The sequence below is a fragment of the Marichromatium purpuratum 984 genome (assembly GCF_000224005.2).
GTDB classification, from domain to species: Bacteria; Pseudomonadota; Gammaproteobacteria; order Chromatiales; family Chromatiaceae; genus Marichromatium; species Marichromatium purpuratum.
This window is the reverse complement of the sequence record NZ_CP007031.1, coordinates 1,607,196-1,626,128: the sequence shown is the minus strand read 5'-3', so window position 1 is coordinate 1,626,128 and position 18,933 is coordinate 1,607,196. Positions and strand designations below refer to the sequence as shown.

14 protein-coding genes are annotated in these 18,933 nt (G+C 70.2%); 12 read left to right on the top strand and 2 right to left on the bottom strand.

Annotated features, from left to right (window positions below; translation table 11 throughout):
- Positions 1–39 precede the first annotated feature (39 nt).
- The 9 genes from MARPU_RS07360 (at position 40) to MARPU_RS07320 (ending at position 13,088) form a co-directional block, all read left to right on the top strand.
- Positions 40–1,980 (top strand): methyl-accepting chemotaxis protein, encoded by a 1,941-nt coding sequence (locus tag MARPU_RS07360; RefSeq protein ID WP_005223751.1) that lies wholly within the window; start codon positions 40–42, stop codon positions 1,978–1,980.
- Entirely contained in the window at positions 1,977–3,014 is a 1,038-nt protein-coding gene (gene cheB, locus MARPU_RS07355; RefSeq protein ID WP_005223752.1) for a chemotaxis-specific protein-glutamate methyltransferase CheB, read from the top strand. Before MARPU_RS07360 ends, cheB begins: the two co-directional genes overlap by 4 nt.
- Positions 3,011–4,399, top strand: a complete 1,389-nt coding sequence (locus tag MARPU_RS16610; RefSeq protein WP_005223753.1) for a CheR family methyltransferase — start codon at positions 3,011–3,013, stop codon at positions 4,397–4,399. Before cheB ends, MARPU_RS16610 begins: the two co-directional genes overlap by 4 nt.
- Before the next feature lie 16 nt (positions 4,400–4,415).
- Entirely contained in the window at positions 4,416–6,584 is a 2,169-nt protein-coding gene (locus MARPU_RS07345) for a hybrid sensor histidine kinase/response regulator (RefSeq protein WP_005223754.1), read from the top strand.
- Positions 6,585–6,631: 47 nt separating this feature from the next.
- Positions 6,632–6,982 carry a response regulator gene (locus MARPU_RS07340; protein WP_025275188.1) on the top strand — a complete coding sequence of 117 codons (351 nt, stop codon included), beginning with the start codon at positions 6,632–6,634 and terminating at the stop codon, positions 6,980–6,982.
- A 14-nt stretch (positions 6,983–6,996) separates the two neighbouring features.
- Entirely contained in the window at positions 6,997–8,721 is a 1,725-nt protein-coding gene (locus tag MARPU_RS07335) for a GGDEF domain-containing protein (protein ID WP_232229508.1), read from the top strand.
- Positions 8,718–9,239, top strand: a complete 522-nt coding sequence (locus MARPU_RS07330; RefSeq protein ID WP_005223757.1) for a chemotaxis protein CheW — start codon at positions 8,718–8,720, stop codon at positions 9,237–9,239. Before MARPU_RS07335 ends, MARPU_RS07330 begins: the two co-directional genes overlap by 4 nt.
- A gap of 28 nt (positions 9,240–9,267) precedes the next feature.
- On the top strand, positions 9,268–9,642 hold the full coding sequence (locus MARPU_RS07325; protein WP_025275186.1) for a hypothetical protein: 375 nt from the start codon (positions 9,268–9,270) through the stop codon (positions 9,640–9,642).
- A 233-nt stretch (positions 9,643–9,875) separates the two neighbouring features.
- Positions 9,876–13,088, top strand: a complete 3,213-nt coding sequence (locus tag MARPU_RS07320) for an EAL domain-containing protein (protein ID WP_005223759.1) — start codon at positions 9,876–9,878, stop codon at positions 13,086–13,088.
- Between the two features lie 91 nt (positions 13,089–13,179).
- Here the strand turns inward: MARPU_RS07320 and MARPU_RS17080 are convergent, their stop codons facing one another.
- Positions 13,180–13,779 carry a fasciclin domain-containing protein gene (locus tag MARPU_RS17080; RefSeq protein ID WP_005223760.1) on the bottom strand — a complete coding sequence of 200 codons (600 nt, stop codon included), beginning with the start codon at positions 13,777–13,779 and terminating at the stop codon, positions 13,180–13,182.
- Between the two features lie 244 nt (positions 13,780–14,023).
- Here MARPU_RS17080 and MARPU_RS07310 point away from each other — a divergent pair, with 244 nt between their 5' ends.
- Together MARPU_RS07310 and MARPU_RS07305 are read left to right on the top strand one after the other, a co-directional pair.
- Positions 14,024–14,581 (top strand): DUF1134 domain-containing protein, encoded by a 558-nt coding sequence (locus MARPU_RS07310; RefSeq protein WP_025275185.1) that lies wholly within the window; start codon positions 14,024–14,026, stop codon positions 14,579–14,581.
- Positions 14,582–14,588: 7 nt separating this feature from the next.
- Positions 14,589–15,578 (top strand): metallophosphoesterase, encoded by a 990-nt coding sequence (locus MARPU_RS07305; RefSeq protein WP_005223762.1) that lies wholly within the window; start codon positions 14,589–14,591, stop codon positions 15,576–15,578.
- Positions 15,579–15,587: 9 nt separating this feature from the next.
- On the opposite strand, the gene MARPU_RS07300 is transcribed toward MARPU_RS07305, so the two are convergent.
- Complete coding sequence (locus tag MARPU_RS07300) at positions 15,588–16,064, bottom strand: cytidylyltransferase family protein (RefSeq protein ID WP_005223763.1); 477 nt, start codon at positions 16,062–16,064, stop codon at positions 15,588–15,590.
- Positions 16,065–16,184: 120 nt separating this feature from the next.
- On the opposite strand from MARPU_RS07300, the gene cas3 reads away from it, so the two are divergent.
- Positions 16,185–18,800 carry a CRISPR-associated helicase/endonuclease Cas3 gene (gene cas3, locus MARPU_RS07295; protein ID WP_005223764.1) on the top strand — a complete coding sequence of 872 codons (2,616 nt, stop codon included), beginning with the start codon at positions 16,185–16,187 and terminating at the stop codon, positions 18,798–18,800.
- Positions 18,801–18,933: the final 133 nt, after the last annotated feature.

Genomic DNA, 18,933 nt, shown 5'->3' with positions numbered 1-18,933 from the left:
AGTGGCAGCCGGCCCCGCGGATCACTACGGAAGCCTGCGATGTTCAAGTATCTCCCGCTGTGGGCCAATATCCTGCTGGGCATGGGGCTGGCCATCGCCCTGGCCGTGGCGGCACTCACCTACAACAACCTCCACGACATCGATCGCCTCACCGCCGAGGCCGAGCACGAGCAACTCGCGCTCTATGCCGACAGTCTGCAGGCCGAGATCGCCGCCGAGACCCGGCTGGCCGCGGCGATGAGCACCCTGGTGGCGAACCTCCCCGATATCCAGTCGCACTTCGCCGCAGGCGACCGCGCCTGGCTGCGCGCGGCGCTCGAACCGGCCTATCGCAAGCTCCACGCTGACTATGGCGTGGTGCAGTTCCAGTTCCACACCCCGCCGGCGACCTCGATGCTGCGCCTGCACATGCCCGAGCGCTACGGCGACGACCTCTCCGGCTTCCGTCACTCGGTGGTCGACACCAACCGCGAGCGCGAGCCCCAGCGCGGGCTCGAGGTCGGGGTGGCCAACCTCGGCGCGCGCGGCATCGTCCCGGTGGCGTGGCAGGGGCGTCATGTCGGCTCGGTGGAGTTCGGCATGGCCTTCGGCGCCGACTTCTTCGCCAACTTCAAGCAGCATCACGGCGTCGACGCCGCGCTGCACCTGGCCCGCGCCGACGGTCTGCGCACCTTCGCCGGTACCTTCGGCGCCCAGCCGCTGCTCGACGACTCGCGGCTGCGCGCGGCGCTCGCCGGCACCCCGCAGCTCGTCCACACCCGGCTCGGCACCACCCCGGTGGCGGTCTACGCCAGCGCCGTGACCGACTACTCCGGCACCCCGATCGGGGTCATCGAGCTGGTGCGCGACCGCAGCGCGGCGCTCGCCGCGATCGCTGCCAGCACCCGCGAGGCCTGGCTGGTCGCGGCCCTGGTCGCTGGCCTCAGCCTGGTGCTGACGCTGCTCACGGCGCGCGCGCTCGAGCGGCGCATCCGCCGGCTCGCCGGCGGCATCAAGCAGATCGCCGCCGGCGACCTCAGCCACGAGATCGCCATCGACGGGCGCGACGAACTCGCCGCGCTCGGTCACGACGGCGAGCGCATGCGCCGCCATCTCCACGGTCTCGTCGGCGAGGTCGAGCAGGATGCACGCGCCGTCGACGAGGCCGCGCGCGAGATCGCCGGCGCCGTCGAGGGCCAGGCGGCGACCTCCAGCGAGATGTCGGCCTCGATCGCTGAGATCACCTCGACCATGGAGGAGCTGTCGGCCTCCTCGACCCAGATCGCCGAGTACTCCGGCTCGGTGGCCGAGATCGCCAAGCGCACCTACGACGACAGCCTGCAGGGGGCCGAGTCGATGCAGCAGCTGGCCGCGCAGATGGAGGAGATCCGTCGCGACAACCAGCACGCGCTCGCCGAGATCGTCGCCCTCGGCCACAAGTCCAAGGAGATCTCCAAGGTCATGGAGATCATCGACACCGTCGCCGATCAGACCAAGCTGATCGCCTTCAACGCCGCGCTCGAGGCCTCCTCGGCCGGCGAGGCGGGCAAGCGCTTCGGCGTGGTCGCCGCCGAGATCCGCCGCCTGGCCGACTCGGTCACCGACTCGACCAGCGAGATCAGCAACAAGGTCATCGAGATCCAGGACGCCATCAACCGTCTGGTGATCAACTCTGAGAAGGGCTCGCAGAGCATCGCCGAGGGTCTCGAGGCCTCCTCGCGCAGCTCCGGGCTCCTCCGTTCGCTGGTCGAGGCCGCCGGCGAGACCACCAGCTCGGCGCAACAGATCAGCCTCTCGACCCAGCAGCAGAAGACCGCCAGCAACCAGGTGGTAGTGGCGCTGCGCGAGATCGTCACCGCCAGCGCCGACACCGCCCAGTCGGTGCAGCGCATCGCCCAGGTCGCCCAACAGATGACCCAGCTCTCGACCAACCTCGGCCAGCGCGTCGACCGCTTCGAGCTCGGCGCCGCGCCCGCCGCCGACACCCGGGATCCGGCATGAGCGCGGGCCGCCCGATCCGCGTGCTGGTGGTCGACGACAGCCCGCTGGCACGCGCGCTGATCCGCACCCAGATCGAGGCCGCCGCCGGTCTCGAGGTCTGCGCCGAGACCGGCAATGGCCGCGAGGCGCTGCGGCTGACCCAGGAGCTCGCCCCCGACATCATCACCATGGACCTGCAGATGCCGGGGATGGGCGGGCTCGAGGCCATCGCCGAGATCATGTCGACGCGCGCCACCCCGATCCTGGTGGTCTCGGACCTGGCCGATGCGCGCAACGCCATGGCCGCGGTGGCGCACGGCGCGCTCGACGCCCTGCCCAAGGAGGCGCTCGGCGACGCGTCGCGCCTGGCGCAGCGGCTGCGCACCCTCGCCGGGGTGCCGGTGATCCGCCACATCCGTCGCCCCCAGGCCCCCGCCGCCCTCGCCCCGGCGGCCCCCGAGCCGCGCCGTCACCGCGCCCAGGTGGTGGCCATCGCCGCCTCGACCGGCGGTCCCCACGCGCTCGCCCAGATCCTCGCCGCGCTGCCGCCCGACTTCCCCGCGCCGCTGCTCATCGCCCAGCACATCGCCGACGGCTTCGCCCAGGCGATGGCCGCCTGGCTCGACGGGCTCTGTCCGCTGCCGGTGGCCGTCGCCGAGCCCGGCGAGGCGCTGCGCCCCGGCCGGGTCCACATCGCCGACCCCGGCCAGCACCTCGGCGTCGACCACGAGCAGCGCATCCAGCTCTCGCCGCGCGCCGCCGGCGACATCTACCGCCCGAGCTGCGATCACCTGCTCGAGTCGGTGGCGGCGCACTACGGCGCACGCGCCGTCGGCGTGATCCTCACCGGGATGGGGCGCGACGGCGCACGCGGGCTGCTGGCGATGCGCCGCGCCGGGGCCCCGACCATCGCCCAGGACGAGGCCAGTTCGGTGATCTTCGGCATGAACCGCGAGGCGATCGTCGCCGGCGCCGCCGCCGAGGTCCTCGCCCTGGCCGAGATCCCGCCGCGTCTGTGCACCCTGACCGGCGCCGTCGCGCCCGCCCCGTCGTGAACGATCTCGCCCCGCTGCGCACGCTCATCAGGGAGCGGATCGGGCTGCACTTCGACGCCGCCTCCGAGACGACGCTGCGCGAGGCGCTGGCGCGTCGCATCGCCCACACCGCGAGCGACGGCCCCGCGGCCTATCTGGCCCGGCTGCGCGCCGACGAGGCCGAACTCATGGCGCTCGGCAGCCTGCTGACGATCAACGAGACCTACTTCTATCGCGAGGCCCAGCACCTCGAGCTGCTCACCGATCACCTCATCCCGACGCTGCGCGCGCGCGACCACGCGCCCCCGGAGACGCCGATCCGCATCCTCTCGGCCGGCTGTTCGAGCGGCGAGGAACCCTACTCGATCGCCATCGCCCTCGAGCAACGTCTCGGCGCCGAGGCCGCCGCCGCGGTGCGCATCAGCGCCGGCGACCTCGACCCCGAGGTGCTCGAGCGCGCTCGCGCCGGGCGCTACGGCGCCTTTACCTTCCGCGCCCTCGACCCGGCACTGCGCGCGCGTCACTTCACCCGGCTCGACAACGGCCAGCACCAGCTCGCCGCCGCCATCCGCGCGCGCGTCGACTTCCTCGCGCTCAACCTGCTCGCCCGCGACTACCCGCCGGGGCTGCAGGGACAGGACGTGATCTTCTACCGCAACGTCTCGATCTATTTCGATCCGCCGACCCGCGCCCAGGTGCTCGCGCAGCTGGCGCGGCTGCTCAACCCCGGCGGCTTCCTCATCGTCGGCGTCGCCGAGACCCTCGCCAACGACATCGGACTGCTACGCCAGCACGTCCATCGCGGCATCTTCTATTTCAGCAACGCCCCGCTCGCGCAGCCCGCCCTCACCCCGCCCCGCCCGGTGCGCCGCACGCCGCCACCGCTCGACCCGGCGCGCTGCTATACCGAGGCGCTGGAGCTGGCACGCGCCGAGCGCTACACCGAGGCGCTGACCCGGCTGGCCATGATCCCGCTCGAACGCCGCTCGGTGGCGGCACTGGAGCTGCGCGCGCTGCTCGAGTTCGAGACCGGGGCGATCGCCGCGGCGCAGGCGAGCTGCGAACAGGCCCTGGCCAGCGATCCCTGGTCGCTCGAGGCGCTGCTCGTCAGCGCGCGCTGCGCCCGGCGCCAGGGCCGCACGCAGGCGGCGAGCACGCAACTGGCCCGCGTCATCTATGTCCAACCCGAGTGCTGGCGGGCGCACTATCAGCTCGCCGAGCTGCATCGCGCCGAGGGCGCTGCCGCGCCCGCCGCGCGCGAGTACCGTATCGCCCGCAACCTGCTCACCGCCGAGCTGCCGCCCGGCGCGCCGCGCCCACTGCTGCCGAGCGCGCTGTCGCGGCGCGACCTGCGGCTGATCTGCGAGCGCCACCTGGCGCGGCTCGCCGCCCAGGGCGCGGACTGAGACGGACGCCACGGGCATGGCCATCGACCTGCAACGCTTCCTGCAACGCTTCGTCACCGAGTCGCACGGCCACCTCGGCGAACTCGAGGCTCAACTCTCGGCGATGGCACGCGACGAGCCGCTCGGGCGCGATGAACTCGACGCCGCCTTCCGCGCCGCCCACACCATCAAGGGCTCGGCGCGGATGCTCAAGCTGGGGGTGATCGCCGAGACCGCGCACGCCCTCGAGGACGTGCTCGGGGCGCTGCGCGAGGGGCACCTGGCCCCCTCGCCGGAGCTGGCCACGACCCTGCTCGAGTGTCATGACGCCATCGGCGACCTGGTGGCCGCCGCCACCACCCCCGAGCAGCTGCCCGAGCACCCCGACCCGGCGCTGCTCGCGCGGCTGCTCGAGCACGCCGCGCCCAGCGCTGACCACGCCCCGACAGCCGCTCCCGGGCCAGCGGCGCCCGCCGCCATGGTGAGGAGCGCCGCGCCTGGCGCCGAACACGCGCCGCCGCGGCTCGACCTGCGCCCGACCGAGACGGTGCGCGTCGGACTCGACAAGCTCGACGGCCTGATCCGACTGATGGGGGAGCTGATCGCCACCCAGGGACGCTATCGTCAGCGCCTGCTCGAGGCCCGCGCGCTCGACGTCGAACTCGCGCGCCTGCTCGAGGACAACCCGGCGCTGGCCGAGCACGCCGCCGGTCGGCAGCGTTTCACCCGCGCGCTGCGCGATCTGGCGCAGGAGCAGGAGCGCCTCACCAGCGAACTCGGCGATCGCGCCCTGGGTCTGCGCATGCTGCCGCTGTCGACCCTGTTCGAGCCGATCGCGCGGATCGCCCGCGAGCAGGGTCGGGCGCTCGACAAGCAGGTCGACTGTCACGCCAGTGGCGGCGAGATCGAACTCGATCGTCATATCGTCGAGCGTCTCGGCGATGCCCTGGTGCATCTGCTCAGCAACGCCGTCGACCACGGCATCGAGTCGCCCGAGGCGCGGCGCGCCGCCGGCAAGCCCGCGCTCGGACGCATCGAGATCAGCGCGCGCAAGGACGGCGCCGGGGTGGCGATCAGCATCCGTGACGACGGGCGCGGACTCGATCGCGCGCGCATCCTCGAGCGTGCGGTGCGCCAGGGGCTGATCGAGCCGGAGCAGGCGACGACGCTGGAGCCGGCGCAGGTCGCCGAACTGATCTTCCGTCCCGGCTTCAGCACCAGCGAACTGATCACCGAGGTCTCGGGGCGCGGGGTGGGCATGGACGTGGTCCGGCGCACCGTGGTCGATGAGCTGCACGGCACCATCACCGTCGCCGACGAGCCCGACCAGGGCACCCGGCTGACGCTCAAGGTGCCGCTGTCGCTGGCGCTGATGCGGGTGCTGCTGTTCGAGTCCGGCGATCGGGTCTTCGCGCTCACCGCGCAGCATGTCGAGCGACTGATCCGGGTCGCACTCGACACCACCCTGCAGGTTGCCGGACACCCGACGCTGACACTCGACGGCACCTGCCTGCCACTGGTCACCCTGGGCGCGCTGCTGGGGCTGGAGCGGCGGGCCGGCACGCCGCCGCCTGCGGCGCCGCTGATCATCGTCATCGGCACCGCGCGCGCCAAGCTCGGGCTGATCGTCGATCGTCTGGTCGACGAGCGCGACATGGTGATCAAGCCGCTGCCGGCACACATGCGTGCGCTCGCCCCGGTCGGTGAGCTGGTCGGCGGCATCGTCACCACCGGCGACGAGACCCTGGTGAGCGTGCTCCAGGCCCCGGCACTGCTGCTTGCCGCCGCGCGGCTCGAGGCTGATGATCCGGTGCGCGGCGTGATCGCCGCGCCAGCGGCGGCACACCATGTGCTGGTGGTCGACGACTCGCTCAACACCCGCGAGATCGAGCGCGACCTGCTCGAGTCCAGCGGCTATCGCGTCACCCTCGCAGAGGACGGACTCGAGGCACTGGACAAGGCGCAGCGACAGCGCTTCGACGCCGTCGTCAGCGACGTCGAGATGCCGGGGCTCGACGGCTTTTCCCTGACCGCCCGGCTGCGCGAGAATAGCGACTATCGCGCCACCCCCATCGTCATCGTCAGCTCGCGCGCCGACGAGGCCGATCGACGCCGGGGCATCGAGGTCGGCGCCAACGCCTATATCGTCAAGGGCGACTTCGCCCAGTCGAGCCTGGTCGATACCCTGCGGGGATTGATCGGATGACCCTCGCCGGCACCATCGGTCACAAGAACCACCTAGGACGCCACCGCATGCACATCCTGATCGTCGACGACGACACCCTCACCGGCGAACTCACCGCCGCCATCCTCGAGCAGGCCGGACACCATTGCGAGATCGTCGCGCACGGCCTCGCTGCACTCGAGCGGCTCGAGGCCGCCACCAGCCCCTTCGACTGCGTGATCTCGGATCTGCACATGCCGCTGCTCGATGGCTTGGAACTCGAGGGCGAGATCCGTCAACTGGGGCTATCGATCCCCTTCATCCTGCTCAGCGGCGATGACCTGCGCGCGACCTCGGACCAACACCCCGGCATCAGCGCTCATCTCTGCAAGGACGAGACCCTGGAAGAGGCCCTGCTGCAGACAGTCGCCCGGCTGTGAGCAGCATCACTGCAATGTCGTCACCCGCAACCATGCGCATGACACAGCAGCAATCAGCAAACCTCCAGGCGCGCAAGGCGCGGCTGCGCGCCTCCTTCATCACCCAGCTGCCGAGCCGCCTCGGTGAGCTGCGCGAGCGCGTCTCGCGGCTCGACCCCGCACAGCCCCCGGACAGGCTCAACCTGCAGGAGATCCACCGGCTCTTCCACACCCTCAAGGGCTCGGGGGCGACCTTCGGCTTCCCCGAGGTGATGGCCGCCGCGCGCGACGCCGAGCAGCACCTCAGTCGGGTGCTCGACGGCTACGAGGCGCTCGGCGAGGAACTGCTCGACACCCTCAGCCACCAGCTCGACGCGCTCGAACACCTCGAGATCGACCGCGCCCCCTGCCTGCCCCAGGAGCCGCCGGCCCAGGTCGCGCTGCCGGCGCGCCGCAGCGGTCGCGATATCACCACCAGTCGCGCCGAGCACTCCATCTATATCTGCGACGACGACCCCGAGGTGGTCGCCGAGCTGGCGATGCAGCTCGGTTGCTTCGGCTACCGGGTGACCGCCTTCACCTCGCTGGCCAGGCTCCACCGCGCGGTCGCCGAGGCGCCGCCGGCGGCGGTGATCCTCGACGTGGTCTTCCCCGAGGGGATCAACGCCGGACCCGAGGCGCTCGCCGAGATCAATCGCCTCACCGGCCAGCGCGTGCCGACCATCTTCATCTCCAACCGCGAGGACTTCGGCGCCCGGCTGCATGCCGTGCAGGCCGGCGGCAGCGCCTACTGCACCAAGCCGGTGAAGACCGTGGAGATGGTCGAGATCCTCGACCTGATCACCGACACCAACCCGGTCGAACCCTTCCACATCCTCATCGTCGACGATGATCCCGACCTGGCGCAGTACCATGCGCTGATCCTCGAGGCCGCGGGCATGGTCACCCGGGTGCTCAGCGACCCGGCGCTGGTGCTGCGGCAGCTCGAGACCTTCCAGGCCGATCTGATGTTGATCGATCTCTACATGCCGCAGTGCTCGGGCCCGGAGCTTGCCCAGGTGCTGCGTCAGGTGCCGGCGCACGTCGGCCTGCCGATCATCTACATCTCCTCCGAGACCGACGCCGAACGCCAGTTCCGCGCGCTCGCCGCCGGCGCCGACGGCTTCCTCACCAAGCCGATCGCGCCCAAGCGGCTGGTCGCCGAGATCCGGCTGCGCGCCGAGCGCATGCGTACCCTGCGCTCGCTGATGGTGCGCGACAGCCTCACCGGGCTGTTCAACCACAACACCATCCTCCAGCTCCTCGAGATCGCGGTGGCCGCGGCGCTGCGCGGCAACACCCCGCTGAGCTTCACGATGATCGACATCGACCACTTCAAGCAGGTCAACGACAGCCACGGTCACAATGTCGGCGACCAGGTGCTGATGGCCCTCGGGCGCACCCTGCGACTGCGCATGCGCGACTCCGACGTGGTCGGACGCTACGGTGGTGAGGAGTTCGCCGTGGTGATGATCGGCGCCAGCGCCGAGCGCGCGATGCAGGTGCTCGACGCGCTGCGCCAGAGCTTCGCCGCGGTGACCTTCGTCGGCGAGGGCGGCCAGCAGTTCCACAGCACCTTCAGCGCCGGACTCGCCGCCTTCCCCGATTTCACCGACACCGACACCCTGCAGGATGCAGCCGACCGCGCCCTCTATCAGGCCAAGCGTCGCGGTCGCAACCGCATCGAGTGCGCCACCGTCGCCACGGAGCCGAAACCTTGACCCAGCACGACGACCCACTCGGCGCACTGCTCGCCGCCCGCCCCGAGGACAGCGGCCCGACATCCGACAGCGAGTCGCAGGATCTGGTCAAACTGGTGGTGTTCGCGCTCGGCGAGCAGCGCTTCGCCCTGCCCGGCGCGCGCATCGGCGAGATCCTGCCACTGGTGCCGATCCATCCGGTGCCCGGCTGCCCGCCGGCGCTCGAGGGGGTGATCTCGGTGCGCGGCGAGATCACCTCGGTGCTCTGTCTGGCGACCTTGCTCGGGCGCCCCGCCCCGACACCGGTCACACGCGGGGCGATCCTGCTCGCCAGCGCGCGTGAGATCACCAGTGGACTGCGGGTCGAGCGTGTGGTCGATGTCGTCGACATCGCCGGGCACGACATCCTCGAGCCCCCGCCGACACTGCCCTCGATGCTCGCCCGGGTGACCACCGGGGTGTTCACCGCCAAGGCGCACACGGTCGCGCTGCTCGATCTCGAACGCTTATTCATCGACTTCATGAAGGAGTCGGCCTAAGCGCATGGAAAACCAAAAAACACAGAGGATGACTACGCCCCAGGGGATCGATCTGTTATGGTTTCACGCCAATCGGCTGGGCTTTGCCCTGGAACGCCGTCGGATCCTCGCCCTGGAGCTGGCCGACAGCGCCCGCGCACCCCATATCACCGAGCTGCTGCGACTGTCCTCGGCGCTGGACGAACCCCCAGCGCAACACCAGCGCCAGCTGCTCCTCGCCCACCCCGAGGGAGCGCTCCGGGTCCGTGTCGACGAGCCGATATCGCTGTACCGGGTACAGGCCGGTGAGCTGCATCCACTGCCGCCGCTGCTGGCGGCCTGCAGCCGGCTGCCGTGGCTGCGGGCACTGGCCTGGAAGGACGCACCGGTGATGGTGCTCGACCCTTGGCACGATCGCGGCTGAACGGATCGGATCACCGGGACTGTGGCAGCGGCAACAGGGATGGATCGCGACACCATCGTCGCCATGCCCGAGTGGGCAGCGGAGGAAGCAACAGAGATGGCGCTATTGCTCCTGGAGCGAGGCCGCCCCGAGGCCACCGAAGAACGCGACCCCAGGCACCACGGTGCCTCACGGACATGGCGGCACTGCCACCGTGCCCGCACGCGACAGGTCCCAACCGCGCGGAGACCCGGATGACGCCCAAGGACGCCACCACCAGCAACGTGCAGTTGCGCGAACGCGCCCGTCAGATCCTGCGCGATGGCCGCATCACCCCGGCGCTGAGCGAACTCCATCACGGCGGCGTCGGGCTCGAGCAGCTCCTCGAAGAGTTGCATATCTACCACGCCGAACTCGAACTCCAGCAACAGGCGCTGCGCGAGAGCCAGCACCTCAGCGAGATCGCCCGCACCCGCTTCACCCGGCTCTACTACGAGCTGCCCGTCGCGGTGCTGCAGATCACCGAGAACGGACACATCGGCGATCACAACAGCGCCGCCTCGCGCCTGCTCAAACTCGATTGCCAGCTGTTCACACTGCTCGCCCACCCCAGGCATCAGCCCTTTCTGCTGAGCGCACTGCAGCGCGCGCTGCGCGAGGGCAAGGCCAGCTGCGGCGAGATCGCGCTGCGCGGCCGCGAGACCTGTCCGCTGCTCGCCGAGCTGGTGCTGATCCGGCTGCCGATCCCCGAGAGCGACCGCTTCGAGTGCATCTGCTGCGTCATCGACCAGACCGAACAGATCGCCCAGCGCGAGGCGCTGATCAACGCCAACACCCGCCTGGCGGTCGCCGCCGAGGTCGTCGACGCCAGCAATACGGTGGCCTTCCGCTGGCGTCCCGAGCCCGGCTGGCCGATCAGCTATGCCTCGCACAACATACGCCGCTGGGGCTATCCGCTCGAACGCATCCAGAGCGGCGAGCTGCAGTTCATGGAGCTGATCCACCCCGAGGACCGCGCCCGGGTCGATGAGGGCTTCACCGATCATCTCCACGCCACCGACGCGGTCTTCAGCCTGATCTATCGGGTGATCTGGGCCGACGGCTCGCTGCACTGGGTCGAGGAGGACACCAGCGTGGCGCGTACCGCCGATGGTCAGGTGCTCTACTTCCAGGGCCTGGTGACCGATGTCACCGAGCGCGAACAGGCCCAGCACGCACTGCGTCGCCAGCTCAACCTGCAGGGACTGCTCACCGAACTCTCGACGCTGTTCAGCGACCCCCGCCAGGAACACCCCGAATGTGCCCTCGCCCAGGCGCTCGAACGTATCGGCCACTTCTTCGAGGTCGATCGCTGTCTGCTCTCGCATCTCGAGGACGCTGCCGAGGACGGCTCCCGCGCGCGGTGCGCCCAGCAGTGGCGCGACACCGGCATCGCCGCCGCGCCACGGCTCCACCCCACGCCGCTGCCCCTCGACTTCGTCGCCGAGCACCAGGCGCGACGCCCGGTCAGCCTGCCCTCGCGCGAACACCAGGCACTCGGGATGGAACTCGAGCGTCAGCTGCTCGAACACCGCGGCATTGGCGCGCTGCTGGTCGCGCCACTGCTCGACGCCGACCAGCGCCCGGCGCTGCTCGAGCTGGAGTGTCTCGCGCCACGGGTCTGGAACAGCGACGAGGCGCAGACGCTGCAGCTGATCGCCGAGACCCTCTCCAACCTGCGCGTGCGCCAGCACGCCCAGCGCGAGCTGTGCGCCAGCGAGACCCGCTATCGTCAGGTCGCCTCGGTGGTGACGGACGTCGCCTACTCGGTGCTGCGCGCGGCGGACAACAGCCCCAGGCTCGAATGGATGACCGAGTCGATCACCACGCTCAGCGGTTACAGCGTCGAGGAGGTCCGCGCCCACGGCACCTGGCGTTTCATGGTGATCGAGGACGATCAGGAGTTGTTCGTCTCGCGCATCCTCGAGCTGGCCGTCGGCACCAGTTCCACCTGCGAGCTGCGGCTACGCCATCGCGACGGCACGCTGCGCTGGGTGCGCGCCACCACCGAGTGCCGCGCCGACCCGACGCGCCCCGGCGCGCGCCGTCACTACGGCGGACTGGTCAACATCAGCGACGAGAAACAGCTGGCCTTCGTCTCCCACTACGACCCCCTCACCGGTCTGCCCAACCGCGCACTGATGCGCCAGCGTATCGAGCAGGCGCTGCACATCGCCACCAAGCGACGGCTGGGGGTCGCGCTGCTCTCGATCGATCTCGACAACCTCAAGCAGGTCAACGACTCGCTCGGCCATCGCCTCGGCGACCAGGTGCTGCGCGAGGTCGCCCAGCGGCTGCTCGGAGTGCTCGGCAGCGACGACACCCTCGCGCGCTTCGGCGGTGACAACTTCATCTGGCTGGCCACCCGCAATCGCTCGGTGCAGGCCTCGGGAGAACTCGCCGAGCGCATCCAGCAGGCACTGACCACGCCCTTCGTCATCGACGGCCACTCGCTGCTGATCAGCGCCTCGATCGGCATCGCCCTGCACCCCGATGACGCCCGCAGCACCGATGCGCTGATCAGCCACGCCGACGCCGCGCTGCACACCGCCAAGGCCGAGGGACGCGGCGCCTATCGTTTCTTCACCCCGGCGCTCAACGAACAGATGCACCAGCAGTTCCAGCTCGAGCAGGATCTGCGTCACGGGCTCGAGCGCAAGCAGCTCTCGCTTCACTTCCAGCCCAGGGTCGACATGCGCGATGGACGCATCCTCAGCCTCGAGGCACTGGTGCGCTGGAACCACCCACGCCACGGCTGGATCGCGCCGGGGCGCTTCATCCCGGTGGCCGAGGCCACCGGGCTGATCCTGCAGATCGGCCCGCTGGTATTGCGCCAGGCCTGCGGCCAGCTCGCGCGCTGGCGCGAGGCCGGGATCGCGCCGGTACCGGTGGCGGTGAACCTCTCGGCCAACGAGCTTTATCAAGACGCGCTCACCGAGCGTATCGACGGCATCGCCAACGAGTTCGACATCCCACCCGAGCTGCTCGAGTTCGAGATCACCGAGAGCGCCACCATGCGCTCGATCGACCGCGCCGTCGACATCCTCGCCGGGTTGCGCGAGCGTGGTTTCTCGATTGCGATCGACGACTTCGGCACCGGCTATGCCTCGCTCAACTATCTCAACCGCCTGCCGGTCAACGCGCTGAAGATCGATCGCTCCTTCCTCGCCGACATCGGCGCCGAGAGCGCCCGTCACGATCAGGCCGCGGCGATCGTCAAGGCGATCATCGGACTCGGCAACAGCCTCGGCCTCGAGGGCATCGCCGAGGGCGTGGAGACCCGGCTGCAACGCAATTTTCTGCTCCAGCACGGCTGTCACATCGCCCAGGGCTATCTCTACAGCCGCCCGCTGCCGGGCGCCAGCATCGAGCCGCTACTTCAAGCCGGTTACATCGATCTGCCGGAACAAACGATCCTGGAGGTCTGAAACGACGACGGGGCCGCGACCAGATGGCCGCGACCCCGCCGTCGGGATTGCTGGAAGGATCGCCCAGCTCGGTGGGCGGCGACGGGACGGATCAGAGCAGCACGCGGTCGATCACGTGCACCACACCGTTACGCGCGGCGATCGACTGCGAGATGGTCGCATCCCCGACCTTGATCATCCCCGGCACGCTGATCGCGACGCGATCACCCGAAAGCGTCGGCGCGCTCTCGAGCTGCATCAGCTCGGTCGGGCTCAGGCGCCCCGGCACCACATGCGCGGCGATCACCTGATTGAGCCGTTCCTTGTCCGAGAGCAGCGCCTGGAGCTGCTCGGCGGGGATGCGCGAGAAGGCCTCGTTGCTCGGCGCGAACACCGTGTAGGGCCCCCCCTCGGAGAGCATCGCCTCGGCGCCGGCAGCCTCGATCGCCGCCTGCAACTCACTGAACAGGCCCGAGCCCTGGGTGATGTCGGTGATCGACTTGGCGGCGCCATAGGAGGGATCGCGCAGGCTGTCGTAGTGGGCGAAACGATCGGTCGGCGTCGCGTTCTGCAACCCTGCCCGGGCCCGCTCGAACGTCTCCTCGTCGGCATAGCGGCTGCCGAGCGAGAGCGCGGCCAGGGGGCCCAACGCAATCGACAGCATCAGGATTCCGGTCACGGGGCTGATCGAAGAGGTGCTTGCATTGCTCATGGCGCGAATCCTCTGGGCATAACTGAATGAAACATGATGGTCAGGCACAAGCCGTCGGCTTCCGTGCCGGGACGATACGGCCAATTTCCTACCTTCGCACTCAAGTATTAGTGCACATCCAGAAAAGGCAAGCAAAACCCGATTTACTCCGCGGGATCAGCCCGCGCCATACCAATCCGGCGGGAATTGACCCAGAATGGAGGGGCAGCGACCACATCGTCATCACGGGAGCCCGTTGATCATCATGTCCGCCCTGTCCCCTCGACTCGTCCTCTGCCTGCTCCTCGCCCTCGCCCCGGCACTCGCGCCAGCCGTCGAGCAAACCTATCGCCAGCAGGAGATCCTCGACAGCCTCGAGACCTTCTTCGGCGACGGCGCCGAGAACCTCGGCACCGTGGTGCGCAAGGTCTTTCGCGAACAGGGTGAGCCCAACGGCTATATCACCGGCGAGGAGGTCGGCGCCGCGCTCGGGGTCGGGGTGCGCTACGGCAAGGGACGGCTGTACATGAAAGACGGCTACACCCGTCCGGTCTACTGGCAGGGGCCCTCGATCGGCTTCGACATCGGTGCCAACGCCGCCAAGGTGTTCGTGCTGGTCTACCGGCTGGCGACCCCCGACGCGCTGTTCCAGCGCTATCCCGGCGCCGAGGGCAGCCTCTACTTCGTCGGCGGGGTCGGGGTGAACTATCTGCAGTCGGGCGACACCGTGCTCGCGCCGATCCGCTTCGGCGCCGGCTGGCGCCAGGGGGTGAGCGCCGGTTACATGGACTTCACCCGCAAGGCCCATCTCAACCCGTTCTGAGACCGCGATGCCAAGCGCCGCCCCCAGCACCGTCCAAGCCCCACCCCCGGCGAGCACCGCCGAGACGCCGCTCGACGGGCTGCGCGCGCGGCTCGGGCGCACCCATCTGCGCCAGCGCCTGGGGCTCGAGCGCGATCATGAGGTGTTCGTGCTCAACCGCCCCGGCGCCCACTTCTTCTATCCCGAGAACTGGTACTCGGTGCACGGCGCCATCCGTCACTGCCTGCGTCTGAGCGGGCTCTACGGTCGCGCCCGGCGCAACGCCCATCGTCACCGCCTCGTCGAGCACCCGCTGGCGCTGCGCCGACTGCCCCCCGTTTTCCACGGGATGCGCATCCTCCACCTCACCGACCTGCACGTCGACATGGCCGCAGAGAACACCCGCGCCATCGCCGCCGCCGTGCGTCGGCTCGACTACGATCTCTGCGTCCTCACCGGCGACTACCGCGCCCGCACCTTCGGCCCGATCGCGGCGGTGATCGAGGGCATGAGCGAGATCCGCGACGCCCTGCACGGACCGGTCTACGCCGTGCTCGGCAACCACGACAGCCTGCGCCTGGTGCCCGAACTCGAGTGCCTGGGCATCCGCTTCCTGCTCAACGAGACCGTCACCCTCGAGCGCGACGGCGCGCGGCTGCACCTCGCCGGGGTCGACGACGCCCACTACTACCAGCTCCACAACCTCGACAAGGTCGCCGGCGCGATCCCCGAGGACGAGACTGCGATCCTCCTCTCCCACACCCCGGAGATCTACCGCCAGGCCGCCCACGCCGGCTTCGCCGCGATGCTCAGCGGTCACACCCACGGCGGCCAGATCTGTCTGCCCGGCGGCATCCCGCTGATCTGGGACGCGCACTGCCCGCGCCGGCTCGCCGCCGGCCCCTGGCGCTACGGCGCGCTCGTCGGCTACACCTCGACCGGTGCCGGCACCTCGGTGGTCAACGCCCGGCTCAACTGCCCGCCCGAGATCACCATCCACACCCTCCAGCCCGACTGAGCCACCGGCTCAGCGTCGCCAGCGCCGCCACAACCGCGCGATCAGCGGGGTCAGCGCCAGATCGATCAGGGTGAAACCGACGAGCACCGCCGCCACCGTCGTCCAGCCACCGCCGAGCACCGCCACCGCGAGCAGCGTCGGCAACAACGCCTCGGCGAACTGATCGAGCCCCGGTCGCGCCGCGCTCGACCGATCTCCCAGCCGACGCTTGAGAAAGCTCGTCGCCAGATCCCCGGTCATCGCCGCTGCGGCCACCCCCAGCCCGAGCAAGGGGGAGACCCCCAGCGCCCAGGCCACCACGGGCGTACTCGCCAGCGCCGTCCCCACCCCGCGCCAGGTCTTCGACGGCCCGAGCAGCGCCCGCCCGTCGCGCCAGCGCGCGCCACCATCGAGCGCCCGACAACCCCGCCGCCCGAACACCAGCCGCGCCACCACCGGCGCGCCATTGGCCCAGGTCACCAGCACCAGGATCGACAACCACGCCATCTCGCTCTGCCCCTCCACAGCCTCTCGACACCCCACCTGGCCCGCGCCGCGCGCCTGCGCCATGATCGCACGCACCGGCAACGACGCCACGCCCACATGGCCACGCGAGGAGGCAGCATCATGGAGACGACGACACTCAACCACTACTGGGCCAAGGCCGACACCACCGCCGAGCACGACCCGCCCTGGCACCCCTTCGTCCATCACGCGCTCGACGTCTGTGCGGTCGCCGCCGAGCTGTGGGCGGCCTCACCGCGCACCCAGGCGGCCTTCGCGACGGCCTTTGCCGATGAGCCCGACCCGGCGCGCCGCCACGCCTGGGTGCTCTACTTCATCGCCCTGCACGATCTCGGCAAGCTCCACGCCTGCTTCCAGTGCAAGGCACCCGACGTCCTCCCCCTGAGCTGGCCGACGCTCGCCGCGCGCCCGGCCAGCGGCTGCGGCAGGTTCGACCACGGACTCGTCGGCTATGCGCTCGGGCGCAAACTCGCCCGGACCGTGCCGGGCCGCCGCCGGGGCTGTCCTCACTGGCGCGACTGGCTCGGCGCCGTCACCGGTCATCACGGCGAGGTCTTCGACGACGAGCACCCCAGACTCAACGACACCAAGACCCTCCTCGACGGCTACGCCGACCCCGACATCGAGGCCCAGGATCACGCCGCCCGCCGCGATTGGCTGGCACGTGCGGCCAGCCTCTTCCTTGAACAACAGGGCATCACCGCGGACGACTCGCCGCCACCCTGTGATGACAGCGCCCGCGCCCTGCTCGCCGGCTTCTGCAGCCTGTGTGACTGGATCGGCTCGGACAGCGCCCACTTCCCCTATCGCACGCCGGGCGAGCCCGCCGCGGACTATTGGCGATGCCGCCGCCAGCACATCCGCGACACCGGGCTCCTGCACCGGCTCGGCCTGCTCGGCGCGTCGCGGCCCTATCCGGGGCTCACCGCCCTGCTGCGCAACGGCGAGCGCCCGCGCGGCGTACAGACCCTGATCGACGCATCACATGCGGCGCGCCCCGGCCTGACGCTGATCGAGGCCCCGACCGGCAGCGGCAAGACCGAGGCGGCCCTGGCGCTGGCCTGGCAGCTCCTTGCCGCGGGCGAGGCCGAGACCATCGTCTTCGCCCTGCCCACCCAGGCCACCGCCAACGCCATGCTCGGGCGCTGCGCGGACTTCGCCCGCCACGCCTTCGATGACGCCAACCTGGTGCTCGCCCATGGCCACAGAGACCTCAACGCCCGGTTCCGCACACTCGTCGAGCGCGGCACGCACAGCGCCGCCGACACCCAGCCCCCGGCCAGCGTACAGTGCGCGCACTGGCTCGCCAGCAGCCGCAAGCGGGTCTTCCTCGGTCAGCTCGGGGTCTGCACCATCGACCAAGTACTGCTCTCGGTGCTACCGGTGCGGCACAACTTCATCCGCGCCTTCGGTCTGCACCGCGCGGTGCTGATCGTCGACGAGATCCACGCCTACGACGCCTACATGCAGGGACTGCTCGACGAGGTGTTGCGCCGCCAGCGCGCCACCGGCGGCAGCGCCATCCTGCTCTCGGCGACACTGCCGAGCCGAATCCGCGAGCGCCTGCTCGACACCTGGCGCGACACGCCGGCGACGGCCACGACGACGCCCGCCGTCTATCCCGCGCTGTGGCGCGACGACCGAACGACACCCGACTGCCTGCCGGAGACCGAACAGCCCCCAGGCCGCACCGTCGCCCTCGAACTCTGGCGCGACCCCAGGCTGCGCCCCGACACAGCGGGGATCGAGGCGCTGATCGAGGCCGCGCGCCAAGGCGCACGGGTCGGAGTGGTGATGAACCTGGTCGACGATGCCCAGTGGCTCGCGCAGCAACTGCGCGATCGGGACGCGGTGCCGGTCGATCTGTTCCACGCCCGGTTGCGTCGGCGCGATCGCCAGGACATCGAGCAGCGGGTACTCGAGCGCTATGGTCGCGACGCCGCCGAGGACGGCGGGCGCATCCTCGTCGCCACTCAGGTGATCGAGCAGAGCCTCGACCTCGACCTCGATTGGCTGATCACCCAACTCTGCCCGGTCGACCTGCTGTTCCAGCGCATCGGTCGCCTGCATCGACACCCGCGCGCCAGACCGAAAGGTTTCGAGACCCCTCGATGCAACGTGCTCGCGCCGCCCGAGGGCACCGAAGACTATGGGCTGCATCAACTGATCTACGGCGATGCCCGGCTGCTGTGGCGCACCGAGCGGCTGATCCGCGAGCGGAGCGAGGCGCGCTTTCCCGCGGCCTATCGCGACTGGATCGAGACGGTCTATGACGACCAGGCCCAGGACGACGAACCGGACGCCATCTATGGCTGCCACTGTGGCTGGCGCGACGCGCAGCGTGCCGCGAACGACAAGGCGATCCAACTGACACGGCTCAACCAGACCCAATTCCGCGACAACGACGAGCCGGCCCGCGCCCTCACCCGCGACGGCGAACTGGGTGTCGACGTGCTATTGCTCGATCACACCGGGCACACGCTCGAAGGCGAGCCCCTGCCCGCCGCCACCGATCCGGCGTGGGAGGAAGCGCGACTGCTGAACACCTGCCCGGCGCCGAGCAGCTGGAAGAAAACGACGCTGGCCGACTGCCCGTGCGACGAGCACGGCCTGGTCCCGCTCCACATGGAGACGATCGGCCCTGGCCGCTGGCGCTGCCCACAAAGCGGGCTGATCTACGACACCCGGCTCGGACTCTCGCGCCAGCCCCTGGACTGAAGCCCACCGCCAAGAACGGGCGCGGGGAGCGCCCGTTACCCCGCCATCCCCGCTGATGCGGGGAACCCATCCGCGCACTTCGCGGCTCACACAGTGAAACGCGGATCATCCCTCACAGACGAGGGAACCGGCC